The sequence below is a fragment of the Ectothiorhodospira mobilis genome (assembly GCF_900114895.1).
In the GTDB taxonomy this organism is placed as follows: domain Bacteria; phylum Pseudomonadota; class Gammaproteobacteria; order Ectothiorhodospirales; family Ectothiorhodospiraceae; genus Ectothiorhodospira; species Ectothiorhodospira mobilis_A.
This window is the reverse complement of record NZ_FOUO01000023.1, coordinates 13,697-29,822: the sequence shown is the minus strand read 5'-3', so window position 1 is coordinate 29,822 and position 16,126 is coordinate 13,697. Positions and strand designations below refer to the sequence as shown.

The following is a 16,126-nucleotide window of genomic DNA, read 5'->3' as shown; positions in this document are numbered from 1 at the left end:
CCTGGGAACGCCGAGCCCCAGCTCGGCAGAACAGAGCCAAGCTAGGGCTTGGCGCTCCCAGCGACCCCCGGAACCGCCAGGCCCCAGCCCGCCCCCTGGGAACGCCGAGCCCCAGCTCGGCAGAACAGAGCCAAGCGGGTGCCTGGCGCTCCCAGCGATCCCCCCGGAACCGCCAGGCCCCAGGCCCGCCCCCTGGGAACGCCGAGCCCTAGCTCGGCAGAACAGAGCCAAGCTGGGGCTTGGCGCTCCCAGGGGGCCAGGGCCATCAAGAGGTAGGTTGTTGTGTTTTCACCTCGAACGCCACGATCTGCCGCTGCGTAGTAGTAGCCCCCTTCGCTGATCTCCGCGAGAAGGTCTGGATGCCGATGGGGAGTCTGCGGCGTGGAGCAGTGGCCATGGGGTCTCCGGCTGGCAAGAGATTCAATCCCGTCGGTAATGTATCACGGGGCATCCCAGGCCCGTTGAACCGCCTTCCTGGGGTGTTCAACGGGTCCCAGGGGTGACGGTGGGCACAGCCTGTCCCGCGTGAAAACGGGCCCAGGTGAATCGGGGATCCAGCCGCCCGTGGGGGCCTGGGGACCAGTGTCCGGCCTGTCCTTGCAGGATGGTCTCCCCGGTGCCGGCCCCGGGATGCAGGATCAGGGCAAGGGCGTCCATGCCCAGGGCCGTGAGCCGCGGCCAGGGGGAGCGGCCGATGGCGGCGGGGGGCGATCGCCGTCCGGCCAGGGCCGGGATGTCGGTGAAGCGGATGCCGTCCAGATCCCTGTCCCGCTGCGGGTCGGGAGACCGGGGGCGGATGCGGGAGGTGGCCAGCACCGGGGGATGTTCGGGGCGCACGTAGCGCAGTTGCGGGCGGATCATGCGGGCCGCCGCGGCATCGGCCCCGAGAAAGAGGACATCCGTGCCATGCCCCAGCCCCCGGCGCAGGAGATGCTGAAAGTCGGTGCGGTCCTCGTCATAGCGTTGGCTGGAGACGATGCGCCCGCCCAGGGCGCGGAAACGGGTGGTGAAGGCCGCCTCCAGGCGCCGACCCAGGGGGGTGTCGGGCACCAACACGAAGGCCCCGCGATGACTGGCGGCGAAGGCCTGCCGCGCCACCTGGTCCGCCTCCCCCTCGGGGGGCAGGCCCAGCTGCAGCAGGGCCTCCGGGTAAGGGGGCGCGGTGTCGGCGCGGTTCAGGGCCACCATCGGCAACGGCAGCTGCCCCTGTTGTGCAAAGGCCTGGACGCAGGGCCGCAGCAGGGGACCGAGGACCGCCTGCGCCCCCTCCTGCATCGCCGCGCGATACTGCTCCAGGGCCCGCTGGGGGGATCCACCGGTGTCGAGAAAGCGTAACCGCGGCGCCCGGTGGGGCCCCAAGTCGTCCCGGGCGGCCTCGATCCCGTTTCGCACCGCCTGTCCCAGGCTTCGGTAACGCCCGCTCAGGGGCAGGAGCACCGCCACCTCCTGGGGCCGCGTTCCCCATACAGGTCCTGGACCAGGGCGCGGGGCAAGGGGGGAGGGCTGCGACGGGGAGGGCATCACGGCACGGGGCCGTTGGCCTTCTGCCAGTACCCACAGGAGCCAGCGACGGGTCTCGGGGTCCCCGGCAAACTCCAGCGCCACCTCCAGGATCTTTCGGGGCAGGGCATCCAGATGCCGGTGCATCTCGGCTTCCACCTGCCTGCGGTATCCCGGGATCTCCTGCCACAGGGTGTTCCAGGTGGACACCGCATCCAGGATGCGGCCCAGACGCAGTTCCGCGCGGGCGCGCAGGGAAAGGGTGCGCGCCCGCTGTGCCGGGGGCAGGGCGGCGGTATCCAGGGGGAGATGCCTCAGGGCTTGCAGGGGGGCATCCCGTGCCAGGGCCCGGCCCGCCGCCTCCAGGGCCGGGTCCACGTCCTCCTGCGGGGCGGCCAGGGCCGGCGGGGCCCCCCACAGGATCAGCAGCAGCAGGGCGATGAACATGATGTGGCTCAGTCTCCAGCGGGGTGTATCGCAGGTCAATCCATGGGCGCGCTCAAGTCCCCGGGGGGCTGGCCGATACGGCCCGTGATGCGCTGCGCACCGCCCGGGAAGGGGCTCATCCGTGCGGGTCGCTGGAATACCAACCAAGAATACCAAGGACAACGATCATGAAGATGCGCTCTTTCTTCCTGGTGCCGATGGGGCTGATGATGCTGACCACGGCCTGTGCCCATCAACATCACGGCCACGGTCACGGACATGGTCATCACGGCCAGCGCCATTACCCCGTGCAGCCGATGCCCGTGCAACAGATCCAATACGAAGAAGAACACCTCCGGGTCAGCGGCCGGGGCGCCGTGGTACCGGACGTAACCCAGACCCAGGCCCAACAGAAGCTCATGGCCATGCGGGCCAGCCGCATGGACGCCTACCGCAATCTGGCCGAGCGGCTCTACGGCATCGAGCTGGAGGGCAGCACCACCGTGCGCCAGATGGCGGCCCGGCACGACACTGTGCGTTCCTTCATCAACCGTCACGTGGCGGGTGCCCGGGTGGTGGAGACGGTGCTCATGGACGACAATATCTACCAGACCACCCTGGAGTTGACGGTGGGGCGGCGTTTCTACAGTTGCGTCACCTATCCTTCCACCTGCAGCACCGTGCATGTGCCGGCCCCGACCCCGGTACGGGCACCGGTCCCGGTCTCCCCGGTCTGTGAACAGGCCCCTTGCCAGCCCGTGTCCGTACCCCGGACCGCACCCCGGAACTGCGGCTCCACACCCTGCGAACGACAGCCGGTCTACACCCGCTATCCGGAGCGCGCACCCCGCCAGGGCTCCTGTCCCACTACGGACTGCGTCCACGCCCCTTACGAAACCTACCGCTGATCGGGACGCCGGATGATGCGGGCACTGCTGCTGTTCACCCTCTTTTTTCTGCCCGCACTGGCTTCGGGCCAGTCCCTCTTTGCCGAGGGGCTGGCTCCCCTGGAGGGCCGATCCCTGCAACAGGCCCGTCGGGAGGCGGTCGAGGATGCCCTGTGGCATGCCTCGGCGCAGCTGGGGGTGACCATCCATTCCCGTTCCGAGGCCGCCGCGGGGGAGGTCATCCGCGATGAGATCCGGCTGGAGACCGGGGCCGAGATCTCCCGCTACGAGGTGATGGAGGAGTGGGAGGAGGAGGGTCTTTATCACGTGCAGATCCGGGTGGACGAGGCCCGGGCCCTGTGCGGCGAAAAGATCCGTATCGGCGCGGTGCAGTTTCCCCTGGTGCGCCCCGCACAGCAGCGGGCCGACGGGCTTCACGGCCTGGAGCGGGGGGTGCCCGACGCCCTCCTGCACCGGCTCTCCCTCCTGCAACGGGTGGAGCCCCACAGGACCCGCCAGGCCTTCTGGTACGAGCCCGGGGCCACGGGCCTGCCCCGGCCCCGCGACGCCGGGGTGCGGCGCCGCGTACAAGCCATCGCCCGGGAGATGGAGGTGGACTACCTGCTGGCCGGGGCCGTGGTGGACGTGGGCCACGAGAACCTGCCCCGCTGGGGGGGCTGGTTGCAGCGCCACCGGCGCCGGGCCGAGGTGGAGATCTATCTCTTTAAGGGGGACACCGGTGAACTGGTGCTGCAACGGCGCGTCTCCCGGCCCGTGGAGGGGGAGGTGCTGTTCGACGCCCGAGTGGTGTTCGACAGCCACCGCTTCCGGGACTCCGATTACGGCCGGGGGTTTGATTGGGTGCTGGACCGCCTGGCCTGGCATGTGGCCACGCACCTGTCCTGTCTGGCCGGGGCCGACCGCCGTCCCTGAACCCCCGGCCGGCCCTGCCGCCCGGGGCAACGGCGTCTCTCGGGCGGGGATGGCATAATGTGCGCCAACCGCGGTGCACTCGGGGGCCTCTTCCAGTGCCGGCGGGTCCATGCGCCAAACCACCCGGTCCCCTTCTGGAGACGCCCCTTGAGCCCCGTCCCCCAGGAAAGCATCGAACTCGTCAAGACGGATCCCTCCCGCAACCAGCGCCGGGTCTACCGGCTGGCCCTGCGTGGCGATTTCTTCGATGCCGTGGTGCTGGTGCGGGAATGGGGGCGTCTGGACCAGCGGGGTGGACAGCAGCGCTGCGAACCCTTTCCCGACCTGGCCACGGCCCGGGCCGCCATGGAACGCCTGGTACGGGAGAAGATGCGCCGCGGCTACCGGCCCCGATGGTGACCGTCTCCCGGCTGCCGGAGGGGACCGGCGCGGCAGGGCCGGTGGTGGCGGGGGTGGACGGTTGCCGCGGACGTTGGCTGTGCGTCTGGGGCGATCCAGCCCGCCCGTCCGAAATCCAGGCGGCCCTGCTGGATACACCCCATGCCCTGGAGCACCTGCAGCCCCTGCCTGCGGTGGTGGGGGTGGATATCCCCATCGGCCTGCCCGAGGACGGACCCCGGGAGGCGGATCGGGCCGCCCGGCGCTTGCTGGGACGGCCCCGGGGCAGCAGCGTCTTTCCCGCCCCGTTGCGCTGTATGCTGCAGGCCCCGGACTACGACACCGCCTGCAACCTGGGCCGGAACCGTTGTGGCCGGGCCCTCTCCCGCCAGAGCTGGAACATCCTGCCCCTGATCCGGGCCATGGATGCCTTCCTGCGGGAGCGGCCGGCCCGGGCCGGGTGGGTGCAGGAGGTGCATCCGGAGCTGGGCTTTATGGTGTGGAACCACGGCATCCCCATGGCCTGGGGCAAGAAGACCCCCCGGGGACGGGATACACGCCGTGGCTTGGTGGAGGCGGCCCTGCCGGGGGCCCTCTCCGCCGCCCGGGCCTCCCTGGGGGCGCCTTGTCCCGAGGACGACCTCTTGGATGCCCTGGCCGCCTTTGGCATTGCCGCACGCATCGCCACGGGACGGGCGCTGCGGCTGCCCGATCCCTCGCAGCGGGATGCCCTTGGCCTGCCCATGTGCATCACCTGCTGAGCGGTGCGCACTTTCCACAGAATCTGTGGATAAGGTTGTGCACAAAATGTCCGAAACGCGCTGCAGACCCGAAGGGACGCCGCACCATGACAGAATGGTTATTTTTTGTTCACTTTATCCTAAGTGATTGATTTTAGTTTTATCCCCTGAGATGTGAATCCCCTTGGCTGTCAAGTCTTGACAGCCAAGGGCGGCCGCGTTCCGGCCTTGATGGGGGGATGCCGGCCTGGGGACATCTCGCAGCGTCCCGCTGCAGTGCGGGGCCTCATCGGCGCCTGCGGCGTCCGCCCTTGGGCCGGAATCCGGCGGGTTTGTCGGCGATCCAGCGGGTGAAACGGCGGATCTCGGGATGTCCCTGCAGGGCCTCCAGGGTGTTGTAGGACCGTTCCAGGGTCTTCTCGTCCAGCACCCGGTGCACCTGGCTGTGGCAGGGGCGGCAAACCCAGATCACCCGTTCCCGCACCTCGGTGCGCCCGAAGCGGCGCTTGTTGCGCCGATTGTGGTGCCTTGCCCGGGGGATGAGGTGATGGCGGGTGAGCTCCTCCAGGACGCGCCCGCACAGGGCACAGCGTTCGGGGCGGGACGCCTCGGTCATGCCTCCTCCCCGTACCCGGCCGCGCCCTCGTCCAGCACCAGCCTGGCCAGATGGGAGGCGTTGCGGGCCCCCATCTTGTGCATGAGATGGCTGCGATGGATCTCCACGGTGCGCACGCTCAGGTCCAGATCCAGGGCGATGCGCTTGTTGGGCTTGCCGTCCAGCAGGCCCTGGAGTACATCCCGCTCCCGCGGGGTCAGGGCGTCCAGACGCCGGCGCAACGCCGTCGTCTCCTCCCGGCGGCGGCGCTGGCGGCGGTCCACCTCCAGGGCGCGTCCCACGCCGTCGATCAGGACCCGGTCATCGAAGGGTTTCTCCAGGAAGTCCAGGGCCCCGGCATGCACCGCCCGCACGGCCATGGGGATGTCCCCGTGGCCGGTGATGAACAGGACCGGCATGAGGATCCCCCGTTCCTGCAGGCGGGCCTGCAGGGCGAGACCATCCATGTCCGGCAGGCGCACATCCAGCACCAGGCAGCCCGCCGTCTCCGGGGTGATGGCCTGGAGCAGGCCGGTGGCGTCGGCGAAGGAGCGGACGCGAAAATCCGCGCTCCTGAGCAGGAGGGATACACCGGCGCGCACGTCCGGATCATCGTCCACCAGATGGACTTGCGGCAGGGACGTCATGGGGGTCTTCCAGGGGGAGATCAAAGCGGAACTCGGCACCCCCTCGCGGGGGATTGCGGGCGCTGAGACGGCCGCCGTGGGCCTCCACCAGATCGCGGCTGATGGACAGCCCAAGGCCCAGGCCGCCGCGTTTCCAGGTGGCGAAGGGCTCGAAGAGGCGTTCCATCCGTTGCGGCGGGATGCCCGGGCCGGTGTCGGTCACGATGAACACCAGGGCCTTTCCCTCCCGCCGCAACTCCAGGCATACCTGGGCCGGCTGCCGGCCCTCGGCCGCCTCCATGGCGTTGTGCAGCAGGTTCAGGAGCACCTGCTGCACCTGCAGCGGCGTGCCCTGCAGGGGGGGGATCCCTTCGGGCAGTTTCAGCACCAGGTGCACCCCGCGCCGGCGCAGTTCCGGGCGCAGGAGGGCCTCCACCTCATGTACCAGGGTGGCCGGGTCCAGGGTGTGACGGGGTGGGGCCTGACCGCTGGCGAAGCTCCGGATCTGACGCACGGTCTCCGCCGCGCGCCGGGTCCCCGCCTCCAACCGTTCCAGGGTCTCGGCCAACTCCTGCAGGCGGCCACGGGCCAGCAACCGGCGGCAGGCCTGGGCATAGCTGCTCACCGCGCACAGCGGCTGGTTGAGTTCGTGGGCCAGGCCCGAGGACAGGGCCCCCAGGGTGCTCAGGCGGCCGGCCCGTGCCAGCTCGTCCAGGTGCCGCCGCGCCCGTTCCCGTTCCGCCTCCCGCTCGGCCCGCAGGGCCGCCAGGAGGAGCCCGGTGAGCGCCAGCAGGGCCAGCTGGGCGTTGAGGGAGAGCAGTCCCGTGGTCTGCCCCATATCGGCGAAGGGACCAAAGCCAAGACCGGTCCCGGAGAGGGCGATGGCCCCGCTCACCAGGATCAGCCCGGTGGTGATCCGCAGGGGGCAGCGCAGGGCGGAGAACAGGATCGCCGGGAAGACGGCATAGGAAAGGGGCATGGCCAACGCAGGCGGCAGCAGGGGGGAGTAGGTCATGCCGGTCACCAGGATCGTCACCGTGACCAGCAGGAGGGGCATCCCCCATCCCCCCGTGACCCCTGCCCGCAGGGGCGGGGCGTGGGGGTCGAGCCAGGTGAGCAGGGCCGGGGTCACCAGCATCAGCCCCGTGAGATCCGCCATCCAGCAGCGCCACCAGGTGCCGGTAAAGTCCAGCTCCCGCCCCCCCAGGGCCAGGCCCCAGGCCCCGGCCGCCGCCGCCAGGGCGGAGGCGGCCAGCGCCCCCACACCCAGCAGCAGGGCGGTGTCCCGCACCCGCTCCAGGCGTGGCGAGAACCCCAGGCCCCGGAGCAGACGGGCCCCCAGGGCCACGCCCGCCAGGGTGGCGGCCGTGGTGCCCAGGGCCTGCGCCAGGGGCATCATCTCCAGGTGGAACTGCCAGCTCACCAGACCGGCGGCGAGGGCGGCCGCCGGCAGCAAGGCGGGACCATGGAGTAGGACGAGGGCCAGGCCGACCCCGGTGGCGGGCCACACCAGGGCTACGCCGTTGGGATCCGGCGTGAACAAAAACCCCCACAGGGCGACGGCGTAATACAGGCTCACCAGCACCAGGCTGCGCAGGAGCAGGGTGCCCATGGGGGCGATGGGCACGGCGGGCGTCCTGCGCCGGTGCAGGGTCAGGGGCTGGCCGGCCATGGGGTCATCCTCCCGGCGGTTTCCGCCTCAATGACTGTAGTCCCTGGCGCAGCCCGTGGTCCAGTGACAGGCGTCCCGGTCCCCAGGTGAGGATGGCCAGGAGCATGGCCGCCCAGGGCAGGTGGTGGCTGGCCCAGGCGCCGGGCAGGGTGAGCTGGATCACGCCGGTCATGAGCAGCAGTCCCAGGGCCGCCGCCCGCGTGCCCAGGCCCAGCACCAGCAGCACCGGCAGCAGGATCTCGGCAATGGCCGCCAGGTGGGCCGTGAGCACGGGCAGGGGCATGGGATAGGTCTGCCCCAGCAGATGCAATTGGAATTCGTGTCGGAACAACCACAGGGTGCCCGCCTCCAGTTGTCCCGGGGCCTCCCATTTGGTGAGTCCGGAACGCCAGAAGGGGATCGCCGCGGCGACGCGCAGTACCAGGGCGGTGAACCATGGGGGTGGGGCGCCCAGCCGGCCCAGGGCGGTCATGGCCCGGTTCACCCCGTGGCGCAATCCGGGGCGGGTCATGATGGCCGCCCGGTGGGGGAAAGGTCGGTGATGGCCCCGGCCCGCAGCAGCACGCCCAGGCAGGCCGCCAGATCCAGGTCGGGATACACTCGGGTGGCATGGGCCATGGCATCCTCCAGGGTGGACCCGCAGGCCAGGGCCCGCACCAGGGGGCATGTGCCCGCCGGTGCCGGCCGCACCTGCACCGTCTCCCGGGGGCGGCAGATCAAGGTGGTCTGCGGGCCTCGGGCCTCCAGGGGGCGGGGGGCCCGGTCGTGGCGGTGGGTCTGCCAGATGTCCCGGGCCGCCCAGGGGGATTCCAGGACCTGCAGGGAGGGGTGCAACGCAAAGCGCAGATGGGGGGCCTCCCGGGGATCGGTTCCGGCCCATCGGGCCGGATCCAAGGGGACGGCGTCCGCGGCATGCCAGGCCTGCAGCCAGGCCCGTTCGATACGGGCCACATCCGCCAGATAGGGCAGGCCGGCGGCCGGCGGGAAGGCGGCGATGAAATCCGGGAATGCGCCGCCATAGTGAAGCAGCACCGGGGTCTGCGGCAGGTGCCGGGCGACAAAGGCCCGGGCCATGGCCCGGAAGAAGGCCTCGCCCACCAGGCGTTGCACCACCGGATAGGCGGCCGCCAGGGTGTCCACCAGGCCCGCGTAGAGGTTGTTGCGATGGATATCGAAACGGCTCCCGGCGGCCTGCGGCGGCCCGGCCGCCAGACCCGCCGGGAGCGGGCCGCCGTGATGCAGTGCGTGGGCGAAGCGGGTCTGGAATTCAGTCTGTGATGGCATGACGTTCGGCTCCTTCGGGCAGGGCGTGGTCCAGGCAGGCCTGCGCCCGCCGTGCCTCGCTCATCAGCCCCTCCCAGGCCGGGATCCGGCTGTCCCATTCCACCAGCACGGGGCGGGGGCCCGACCGCTCCAGCACCCGCCCCAGCAGGGACCACACGGTGGCGTCCACCGGCCGGTCGTGGGTGTCGATGAGCAGGGGGGCACCGGCCGCGTCCTGCTGGCGATCATGGCCGGCCACGTGGATCTCCTCCACCAGCCAGAGCGGGAAGGCGTCCAGATAATCCCGGGGATCGAAGGCATTGTTCACGGCCGAGATCTGGACGTTGTTCACGTCCAGAAGGAGTCCACAGCCGGTGCGCCGGGCCAGCTCCTGGAGGAATTCGATCTCCCCCAGGGTGGCGCCCTCCAGAGGGAAGTAACGGGAGGGGTTCTCCAGCAGCATGCGCCGCCCCAGCAGGTCCTGGACCTCTTGCACGTGTTCGCAGACCCGTTTCAGGGTGGTCTCGTTGTAGGGCAGGGGCAGCAGGTCGTTCAGGTACCCCGTGTCATGGGTGGACCAGGCCAGGTGCTCCGAGAACAGGCCCGGCTCGTAGCGGTTCACCAGGGCCGCAAGGCGCCCCAGGTGTTCCCGATCCAGGGGTCCGGCCCCGCCGATGGACAACCCCACCCCGTGCAGGGAGAGGGGGTAGTCCCGGCGGATGGCCTGCAGGTAGTGGTGGGGGGGACCGCCGTCCCCCATGTAGTTCTCGGCATGGACCTCGAACCAGCCCACGGGCGGGTGGTCTTCCAGGATGTTTTTATAGTGGGCCGGCTTGAGCCCGACCCCGGCCGAGGCCGGGACCGGGCTTGGCCGGGGGGGACGGGAGTCGTGGGTGTGGGTGGTCATGATCCGTGCTCCCCGATGAATGCGGCTCAGGACGACTGCGGCAGATCCCGGTCCAGGGGGTCCAGACTGCCGTGGCGGTCCCCGGGCAGGGCGATGTCCTCGCAGGTCCCTGCGGGTACCAGCGTCCAGGCATTGCCCTGGTAGTCCACGGTAGAGGTGCCCGCGCAGGTGGTGCCGGGCCCGGCGGCACAGTCGTTCTCGCCGGCCGGGGAGATGCCGTAGCACTTCTCCATGTCCCCTTCCTCGGCCTTGGCCGAGGGGCTGTAGAGGGTCCCGGCCATGGCCAGGGCGAAGGCACCGGCGATGCCGGCGGCGGAAGCGGTCTTGGCGTTCATGAGGGTGACCTCGCATGCAGTGATGGGCGTTGCGTGTACACCCCGTATCCGGGGCTTGATCACAGCATAGGAAGGTCTTTGGGGGGCGGATATCCGTAAGACTACGTAAGGGGTTATGCGGATACCGCAGCCCAAGGTTCGGGCCTAGGCTGGAATCAATCCCGGGAGCAATCCCCCCGGGTGAATCCATAGCCCAAAGGAGACATCCGCCATGAACACCCTGAAGATCGGCCGCATCACGAAATCCTCCCTCCCCGCCCTGATCCTGGCCACGGGCCTGGCCGCGGGTCCGGTCCATGCGCAGGAATGGGACCACCTGCTGCAGGTCTACGTGCCCGATGGGGCGGCGCGGCAAGCCACCCTCACCACGCCCCGGGATGCGCATGCCCCGGATCCCGGGGCCCGCCCCACAGAGACGGTATGGGATCCACAGCTCCAGGCCTGGGTGGGCCGCAGCCAGGACGCCGCCAGGGACCCTGTCTCCAGCAACCGGCATAGCGAGGACGATCCCCAGCCCCCGGCGGCGGTGGTGGGGCAGGTCTGGGACCCCCTGTTGCAGACCTATGTGGGGCGTGTGGCCACGCCCTGAGGATTAGGGCCCGCATCCGTGTTCCGGGTGTGGGCCTTTCCACAGAAACTGTGGATAAGTCTGTGGGCAACGTGTCTGCACACGGCGCAAGACCGCATCCTTCATGCATTTGAAACAGATTGATCAATAAATGATCAACCGTTCCTAAGTCTTTGTTTTGTTGAAAAAGGATCCGTGGGAAATGGGCCGTGCATGTCAAGTCTTGACAGATGGGGGCGTATCCATGCCCCCAGGGACGGGCCCGTGGAGACCTGGGGAAATCCTCCCGAACACGGGGGGTTGCCGGGGGATCTGGCCTATGTACAGAGCCCGAAGAGGGGGGAGGTGACGCCTTGATCCGGATCAAGGCCGACGTGTACCGCTCCCGGGAGACTGCGCCCCACAGTCCACGACCGACCCGGAGTGCCCCATGTTCTGCAATCAATGTGAACAGACCTTCCGCCAGACCGCCTGCGTCACCGCCCCCGGGACCTGTGGTAAGGACGCCGATGTGCAGTCCCTGCAGGAACTCCTGCTCTACGGCCTCAAGGGCATGGCCGCCTATGCCCATCATGCCCGCCGCCTGGGGGAGTCCGATGAGGGGGTGGCCGCCTTCATGGAGGAGGCCCTGTTCGCCACCATGACCAATGTCAACTTCGATCCGGACACCCTGCTGGAGCTGTGCATGGAGTGCGGCCGGCAGAACCTGAAGGTGATGGAGATGCTGGACCGGGGCCATGTGAATCGCTTTGGCCAGCCCGAGCCGGCCACGGTCACCGAGGGCACCCGCGCCGGCCCCGGTATCCTGGTGACCGGGCACGACCTGCTGGACCTGTGGGATCTGTTGCAGCAGGTGGAGGGCACGGACATCCAGGTCTACACCCACGGCGAGATGCTGCCGGCCCACATGTATCCCCGCCTGCACCAGCACCCCAACCTGGCCGGCCACTTCGGCGGCGCCTGGCAGAACCAGAAGCGGGAGTTCGACCGCTTCCCCGGTCCGGTGCTGGGGACCACCAACTGCGTCCTCATCCCCCCCGAGAGCTACCGTGACCGCCTCTTCACCACCCGGGCCACCGCCGTGCCCCAGGGCCAGCGCATCACCGATGGGGATTTCACGCCGGTCATCGAGGCGGCCCGCCGCTGTGCCCCCTGCCAGGAGCAGGTGATGGGGGAATCCACCGTGGGCTTCCACCACAGCGTGATCCTGGACCAGGCCCAGACCTTGATCGAGGCAGTGAATGCCGGCCGGATCCGCCGGTTCTTCGTCATCGGCGGCTGCGACGGCGCCGCCAAGGGGCGCAACTACTTCAGCGAGTATGCCAAGGCCACGCCCCGGGACAGCTTCATCCTCACCCTGGGTTGCGGCAAATTCCGCATCCGCGACCACGAATACGGCAGCCACCTGGGCCTGCCGCGGCTGCTGGACATGGGCCAGTGCAACGATGCCTTTGGTGCCATCCGCGTGGCCACCGCCCTGGCCGAGGCCCTGGACTGCAACGTGAATGAACTGCCCCTGAGCCTGGTGATCAGCTGGTTCGAACAGAAGGCCGTGGCGGTGCTGCTCACCCTGCTGAGCCTGGACGTGAAGGGGATCACCCTGGGCCCCACACCGCCGGCCTTCATCACCCCCAATGTCTTCGCCCTGCTGCAGGAGCGTTTCGACCTGCGGCTCACCGGCGACGACCCGGTGGGGGATGCCGCACGGGCCGTGGGCGCGGCCTGAGGAGACGGCCCCGGGGGTCTGTCCCGGGGCCATCCACAGAACCTGTGGAAAAGTCTGTGGGCAAAATGTAGGAAGCGTGCCTAAACCCAGGTCTGGCCGGGGTTCGTCACAGATTGGCGAAAAAATGATCAGCGTTCATAACTTGCTGTTTTGACGAAAGTTAAACGCTGACGGAAAAATTCTCCTGTCAAGTCTTGACAGCCCCGTGCCACACGCATCCGGCGTGTGGACGCCGCCCTGGGGTTGGGGAAATCCCGCTGGCGGGACCCGGCCCGAAAGGCCCCCGGATCTTGCGCATCCCGTGGGGAATGGCCAGCATCCTGGGCGATCACGCAAACCGGATCCCGGCATGACCCTGGAAGAGCTGCAACGCCTGCACCTGTTCGAGCCCTTGTCCCCGGAACAACTGGCCCGGGTGCGGGACCGCCTGCGGGTGCGCCATTGCCGGGCCGGGGAGGCCCTCTTCGCCCAGGGGGACCCGGCGCCCCATTTCTTCTTCGTCAACCGCGGCGCGGTGAAGCTCTATCTCCTCTCCCGGGAGGGGGATGAGAAGGTGGTGGAGGTGATCCAGGCGGGTCAGCTCTTCGCCGAGGCGGTCATGTTCATGGACGAACGCCGCTATCCGGTGAACGCCACCCCACTGGCAGAGACGGAACTGGTGATCTTCGACAACGCCTGCTTCCTGGGGCTGCTGGAGGAATCCCCCGGCCTGGCCTTCCAGCTCCTGGGGGCCCTGAGCCGGCGCATCCACGATCTGCTCAGCCACATCGACGAACTCACCCTGCACAATGCCACCCACCGCCTCGTGGCCTATCTCCTGGCCCACGGCGGCGGTCCCCCAGGGCGTGTCCAGCTCAGTGCCCCCAAACAGGTGATCGCATCGCGCCTCTCCATGAAGCCCGAGACCCTGTCGCGCATCCTGGCCCGGCTGCGGGACCGGGGGCTGCTGCAGGTGGAGGGGGACACCCTGCACCTGCTGGACGAGGCGGGGCTGCGGGAGATGCTGCTCACCTGATGCGTTCGCACCCGGGCCGCTTCCCCCAGTAGAATACCGGGGAAATGGTTCTTCAGGAGGACCCCATGTCCATCCCGACGCCCACGCCGCAGCCGCAGGCGGACGCATCCTCCAGCCAGGGCCAGGTGTGGCCCTCGCCGCGCTATCACCAATTGGTGGAGGACCTGCGCCGCTGCATCGGCCGGGAGGTCTATCTCTCCATCGTCTCCTTCAACGGGGCCTTCCGTAAGGAAGGGCAGCCCTACCGGCTGCTGGACGTGATCCCCTTCCCCAAGCCCCGGGCGCACCCCCATCCCCCGAAACGGGCCTATCCCCACATGCTGGTGCTGGAATCGGTGCAAACCCCGGAGCAGGACGACCTGCACTGGCACAGCGGCCTGCTCCACGGCGGCGCCATCAACCTGGCCCATGTGGGCAGCGTCACCACCCGGCCCTACCCGCGGCAACCGGAGGAATACCTCTACGCCAACCTGGATCTCCTCTCCGCCTACTACGCCTGCCCGGCCCGCCAGTTGCTGGAGCGGCGGGTGGTCCCGGCTCGCATTTGCGTCGAGTCCACCGGCGGGGACCTGGGGCGCCTCTCCGCCGCGCAAGGGCAGGGCGGGATGGCGGAGGCCTGACCCGGGTCCGACCCAGCACCCGACACCGATTCACTCAACCCACGCACGGGCAGACCCCGTGCACAGGAGCCTTTCATGTATAAAGACTGGAAACAGACCGCCAACGACCTGGCCGGCCTCATGCAGCAGGTGGGCAAGGGCGTTCCGGACGTGGCCAAACAATTCGCCGGCCTGGACCGGGCCGTCTCCGTGGACGGCGCCCTCTCCTGCAAGCAGAAGGAACTGATGGCCCTGGCCATCGGCATCGCCATCCGCTGCGAAGGGTGTATTGCCTTCCATGCCAAGGCCGCGGTGAAGTACGGCGCCACCCGGGACGAGCTCCTGGAGACCATCGGCCTGGCCATCTACATGGGCGGCGGCCCCTCCTACGTCTACGGCGCCCAGGCCCTGGAGGCCTTCGACACCTTCAGCCAGGACGCCTAAGACGGATCCGGGGGCGGGGATCCGCCCCCGGGATTGGGAAGTCCGCGAACCCGCACCGGTGGCCGCGCACAAGCCCAAGCCGGTGGTCCATGTCAGCGTCCGTCAGGTGCTGAGCCGCATCCTTGAAGGGATCTCCCTGGAGAGCCAGCAGGAGGTCGATGCCTTTCTCCACCTTTAAGCGCGTGCTGGAAGACGCCATCCAGGCCAACAAACGGATTCGCCTGCGATAAGTTACCTTTAAAGTGTAACCTTTGCTCTGCAATGTCCCGGTAACGAAAATCAGCCATGAGCTCAATGAACCGCCCCACGTTCATGTGGATTACGGCAGCGCGACCGCCAAGGTATGGCTGCACGATACCTCAATCGCGCGCAATATCGGGTTTTCAGCCAAAGAGCTTGGCAACATTCGCCGGATGGTCGGCGAACACCAGCAGACACTGCAGGAGGCCTGGAATGCGTTCTTTAATATCTGACACGGATCTTCGTGTAATGACCCTCAGCATTGATGCGGAGCGCTTGACGGTTGAGCTGATGGACGGCAGGGCCATCGCTGTGCCATTGGCCTGGTACCCACGGCTCGCCAATGCCACCCAAGCGCAACGAGAAAACTGGGAGCTGGCCGGTGGTGGCTATGGCATTCACTGGCCGGATATCGATGAAGACCTCAGCACAGAAGGGCTTCTGATAGGCGCACGAGCCCCGCAGGCAGCCGAGGGTTGATGAACTCCAGGATTCGCCCGAGAGGTAAGGGTCAATGCCAGTTGAAAGCAAAGAGCCCTAATGCAACTCACCGAGGCACTGAAAATAATCAATAAGTGTCAGGTCTTGCCTGATTGTATACACGTTTTCGGAATAAATCGGGGCGGTTCTGTTGCCATGCCTTGAGCGTTTCATCAGGGGTGCAATGCCCCAGCGCCTTTTGGCCGATGTGATGGTTATACAGGCGCTGGTAGTCCCTGAGCGTGTCGTCCAGATGCTGTCCGGAGTCAAAGCGTCGGGTGCGCAGCAGGTCGGCGATGCGCCCGTTGAAGCGCTCCACCATCCCGTTGGTCTGAGGCCTCTTGGGACGGATCAGGCGGTGCTCGATACCATGCTCTGCACACAGCCGGTCGAATGGATGGCGCCCGGTGGGCTTCCGTTCGACGGTCGTCGTGAAGCGATCCGTGAACTCCTTGCCGTTGTCGGTAACCAGGTGGGTAATATAAAAGGGCGCCTGCTGGAGCAGTTTCTTCAGCATGCCCCTCGCTGCCTCGGCGGTCTTCGAGCGTCGCACCTCGAGATAGACCCAGCGCGACGCGTGGTCGATGGCCACGAACAGGTAGCCGCGCGTGGGCTGGTCGGCCATCTGCGGCAGGTACTTCACATCCACATGGACAAAGCCTGGGACGTAATCCCGAAACGGCTTGTGCCCCGGCTCCACAGGCTCTGCGGCCTGTTCACGCTTGAGCGCCTGAAGGTTGCCAACCCCGTGCCGGCGCAGGCAGCGGGTAAGCGTTCATTCCCGACTGTCTT

General features: G+C 68.3%; 19 protein-coding genes and 1 pseudogene. 11 read left to right on the top strand and 9 right to left on the bottom strand.

The window, feature by feature from the left end; genetic code table 11:
• Positions 1-483: 483 nt before the first annotated feature.
• Positions 484-1,947, bottom strand: a complete 1,464-nt coding sequence (locus BM214_RS11925) for a penicillin-binding protein activator (RefSeq protein WP_090487580.1) — start codon at positions 1,945-1,947, stop codon at positions 484-486.
• Between the two features lie 167 nt (positions 1,948-2,114).
• On the opposite strand from BM214_RS11925, the gene BM214_RS11920 reads away from it, so the two are divergent.
• From BM214_RS11920 to BM214_RS11905, 4 genes are all read left to right on the top strand, one after another.
• A complete protein-coding gene (locus BM214_RS11920; RefSeq protein ID WP_090487577.1) occupies positions 2,115-2,834 on the top strand; it encodes an LPP20 family lipoprotein in 720 nt (239 codons plus the stop codon).
• A 12-nt stretch (positions 2,835-2,846) separates the two neighbouring features.
• Positions 2,847-3,746 (top strand): flagella assembly protein FlgT middle domain-containing protein, encoded by a 900-nt coding sequence (locus tag BM214_RS11915; protein WP_090487574.1) that lies wholly within the window; start codon positions 2,847-2,849, stop codon positions 3,744-3,746.
• 147 nt (positions 3,747-3,893) lie between these two features.
• Positions 3,894-4,145: a WGR domain-containing protein gene (locus tag BM214_RS11910; RefSeq protein ID WP_177217675.1), complete on the top strand. Its 252-nt coding sequence runs from the start codon at positions 3,894-3,896 to the stop codon at positions 4,143-4,145.
• A complete protein-coding gene (locus BM214_RS11905) occupies positions 4,139-4,885 on the top strand; it encodes a DUF429 domain-containing protein (RefSeq protein ID WP_090487568.1) in 747 nt (248 codons plus the stop codon). The genes BM214_RS11910 and BM214_RS11905 overlap by 7 nt, the downstream gene beginning before the upstream one ends.
• A 265-nt stretch (positions 4,886-5,150) precedes the next feature.
• On the opposite strand, the gene BM214_RS11900 is transcribed toward BM214_RS11905, so the two are convergent.
• Genes BM214_RS11900 through BM214_RS11870 form a run of 7 tightly spaced genes read right to left on the bottom strand, consistent with a single transcriptional unit; the run spans position 5,151 to position 10,262 of the window.
• The gene (locus BM214_RS11900) at positions 5,151-5,480 is read right to left on the bottom strand and encodes a hypothetical protein (RefSeq protein ID WP_090487565.1); all 330 of its coding nucleotides are present in this window, start codon (positions 5,478-5,480) and stop codon (positions 5,151-5,153) included.
• Positions 5,477-6,106 carry a response regulator transcription factor gene (locus BM214_RS11895; RefSeq protein ID WP_090487562.1) on the bottom strand — a complete coding sequence of 210 codons (630 nt, stop codon included), beginning with the start codon at positions 6,104-6,106 and terminating at the stop codon, positions 5,477-5,479. Before BM214_RS11895 ends, BM214_RS11900 begins: the two co-directional genes overlap by 4 nt.
• Complete coding sequence (locus BM214_RS11890) at positions 6,069-7,757, bottom strand: sensor histidine kinase (protein ID WP_244888001.1); 1,689 nt, start codon at positions 7,755-7,757, stop codon at positions 6,069-6,071. The genes BM214_RS11895 and BM214_RS11890 overlap by 38 nt, the downstream gene beginning before the upstream one ends.
• Positions 7,758-7,761: 4 nt before the next feature.
• Entirely contained in the window at positions 7,762-8,268 is a 507-nt protein-coding gene (locus tag BM214_RS11885; RefSeq protein WP_090487559.1) for a DoxX family protein, read from the bottom strand.
• Positions 8,265-9,041 carry an HvfC/BufC N-terminal domain-containing protein gene (locus BM214_RS11880; protein ID WP_090487556.1) on the bottom strand — a complete coding sequence of 259 codons (777 nt, stop codon included), beginning with the start codon at positions 9,039-9,041 and terminating at the stop codon, positions 8,265-8,267. Before BM214_RS11880 ends, BM214_RS11885 begins: the two co-directional genes overlap by 4 nt.
• On the bottom strand, positions 9,025-9,927 hold the full coding sequence (gene bufB / locus BM214_RS11875) for an MNIO family bufferin maturase (protein ID WP_090487553.1): 903 nt from the start codon (positions 9,925-9,927) through the stop codon (positions 9,025-9,027). The genes BM214_RS11880 and bufB overlap by 17 nt, the downstream gene beginning before the upstream one ends.
• Before the next feature lie 26 nt (positions 9,928-9,953).
• The gene (locus BM214_RS11870) at positions 9,954-10,262 is read right to left on the bottom strand and encodes a BufA1 family periplasmic bufferin-type metallophore (RefSeq protein ID WP_090487550.1); all 309 of its coding nucleotides are present in this window, start codon (positions 10,260-10,262) and stop codon (positions 9,954-9,956) included.
• A gap of 211 nt (positions 10,263-10,473) precedes the next feature.
• Here BM214_RS11870 and BM214_RS11865 point away from each other — a divergent pair, with 211 nt between their 5' ends.
• The 7 genes from BM214_RS11865 to BM214_RS11835 all read left to right on the top strand — a co-directional run bounded on the left by BM214_RS11865 (position 10,474) and on the right by BM214_RS11835 (position 15,334).
• A complete protein-coding gene (locus BM214_RS11865) occupies positions 10,474-10,851 on the top strand; it encodes a hypothetical protein (protein ID WP_090487547.1) in 378 nt (125 codons plus the stop codon).
• Positions 10,852-11,260: 409 nt separating this feature from the next.
• Positions 11,261-12,556 carry a hydroxylamine reductase gene (hcp, locus tag BM214_RS11860; RefSeq protein ID WP_090487544.1) on the top strand — a complete coding sequence of 432 codons (1,296 nt, stop codon included), beginning with the start codon at positions 11,261-11,263 and terminating at the stop codon, positions 12,554-12,556.
• A 349-nt stretch (positions 12,557-12,905) separates the two neighbouring features.
• Entirely contained in the window at positions 12,906-13,571 is a 666-nt protein-coding gene (locus BM214_RS11855; RefSeq protein WP_090487542.1) for a Crp/Fnr family transcriptional regulator, read from the top strand.
• Between the two features lie 65 nt (positions 13,572-13,636).
• The gene (locus BM214_RS11850; protein ID WP_090487539.1) at positions 13,637-14,191 is read left to right on the top strand and encodes a hypothetical protein; all 555 of its coding nucleotides are present in this window, start codon (positions 13,637-13,639) and stop codon (positions 14,189-14,191) included.
• Positions 14,192-14,266: 75 nt separating this feature from the next.
• Positions 14,267-14,614: a carboxymuconolactone decarboxylase family protein gene (locus BM214_RS11845; protein WP_090487537.1), complete on the top strand. Its 348-nt coding sequence runs from the start codon at positions 14,267-14,269 to the stop codon at positions 14,612-14,614.
• Between the two features lie 251 nt (positions 14,615-14,865).
• A complete protein-coding gene (locus BM214_RS11840; RefSeq protein WP_090487535.1) occupies positions 14,866-15,087 on the top strand; it encodes a DUF4160 domain-containing protein in 222 nt (73 codons plus the stop codon).
• 16 nt (positions 15,088-15,103) lie between these two features.
• Positions 15,104-15,334, top strand: coding sequence for a DUF2442 domain-containing protein (locus tag BM214_RS11835; RefSeq protein WP_244888000.1), 231 nt, complete (start codon positions 15,104-15,106; stop codon positions 15,332-15,334).
• A gap of 88 nt (positions 15,335-15,422) precedes the next feature.
• Here BM214_RS11835 and BM214_RS11830 read toward each other — a convergent pair.
• Positions 15,423-16,106: pseudogene (locus BM214_RS11830) on the bottom strand (DDE-type integrase/transposase/recombinase); the annotation flags it as partial.
• Positions 16,107-16,126 lie beyond the last annotated feature (20 nt).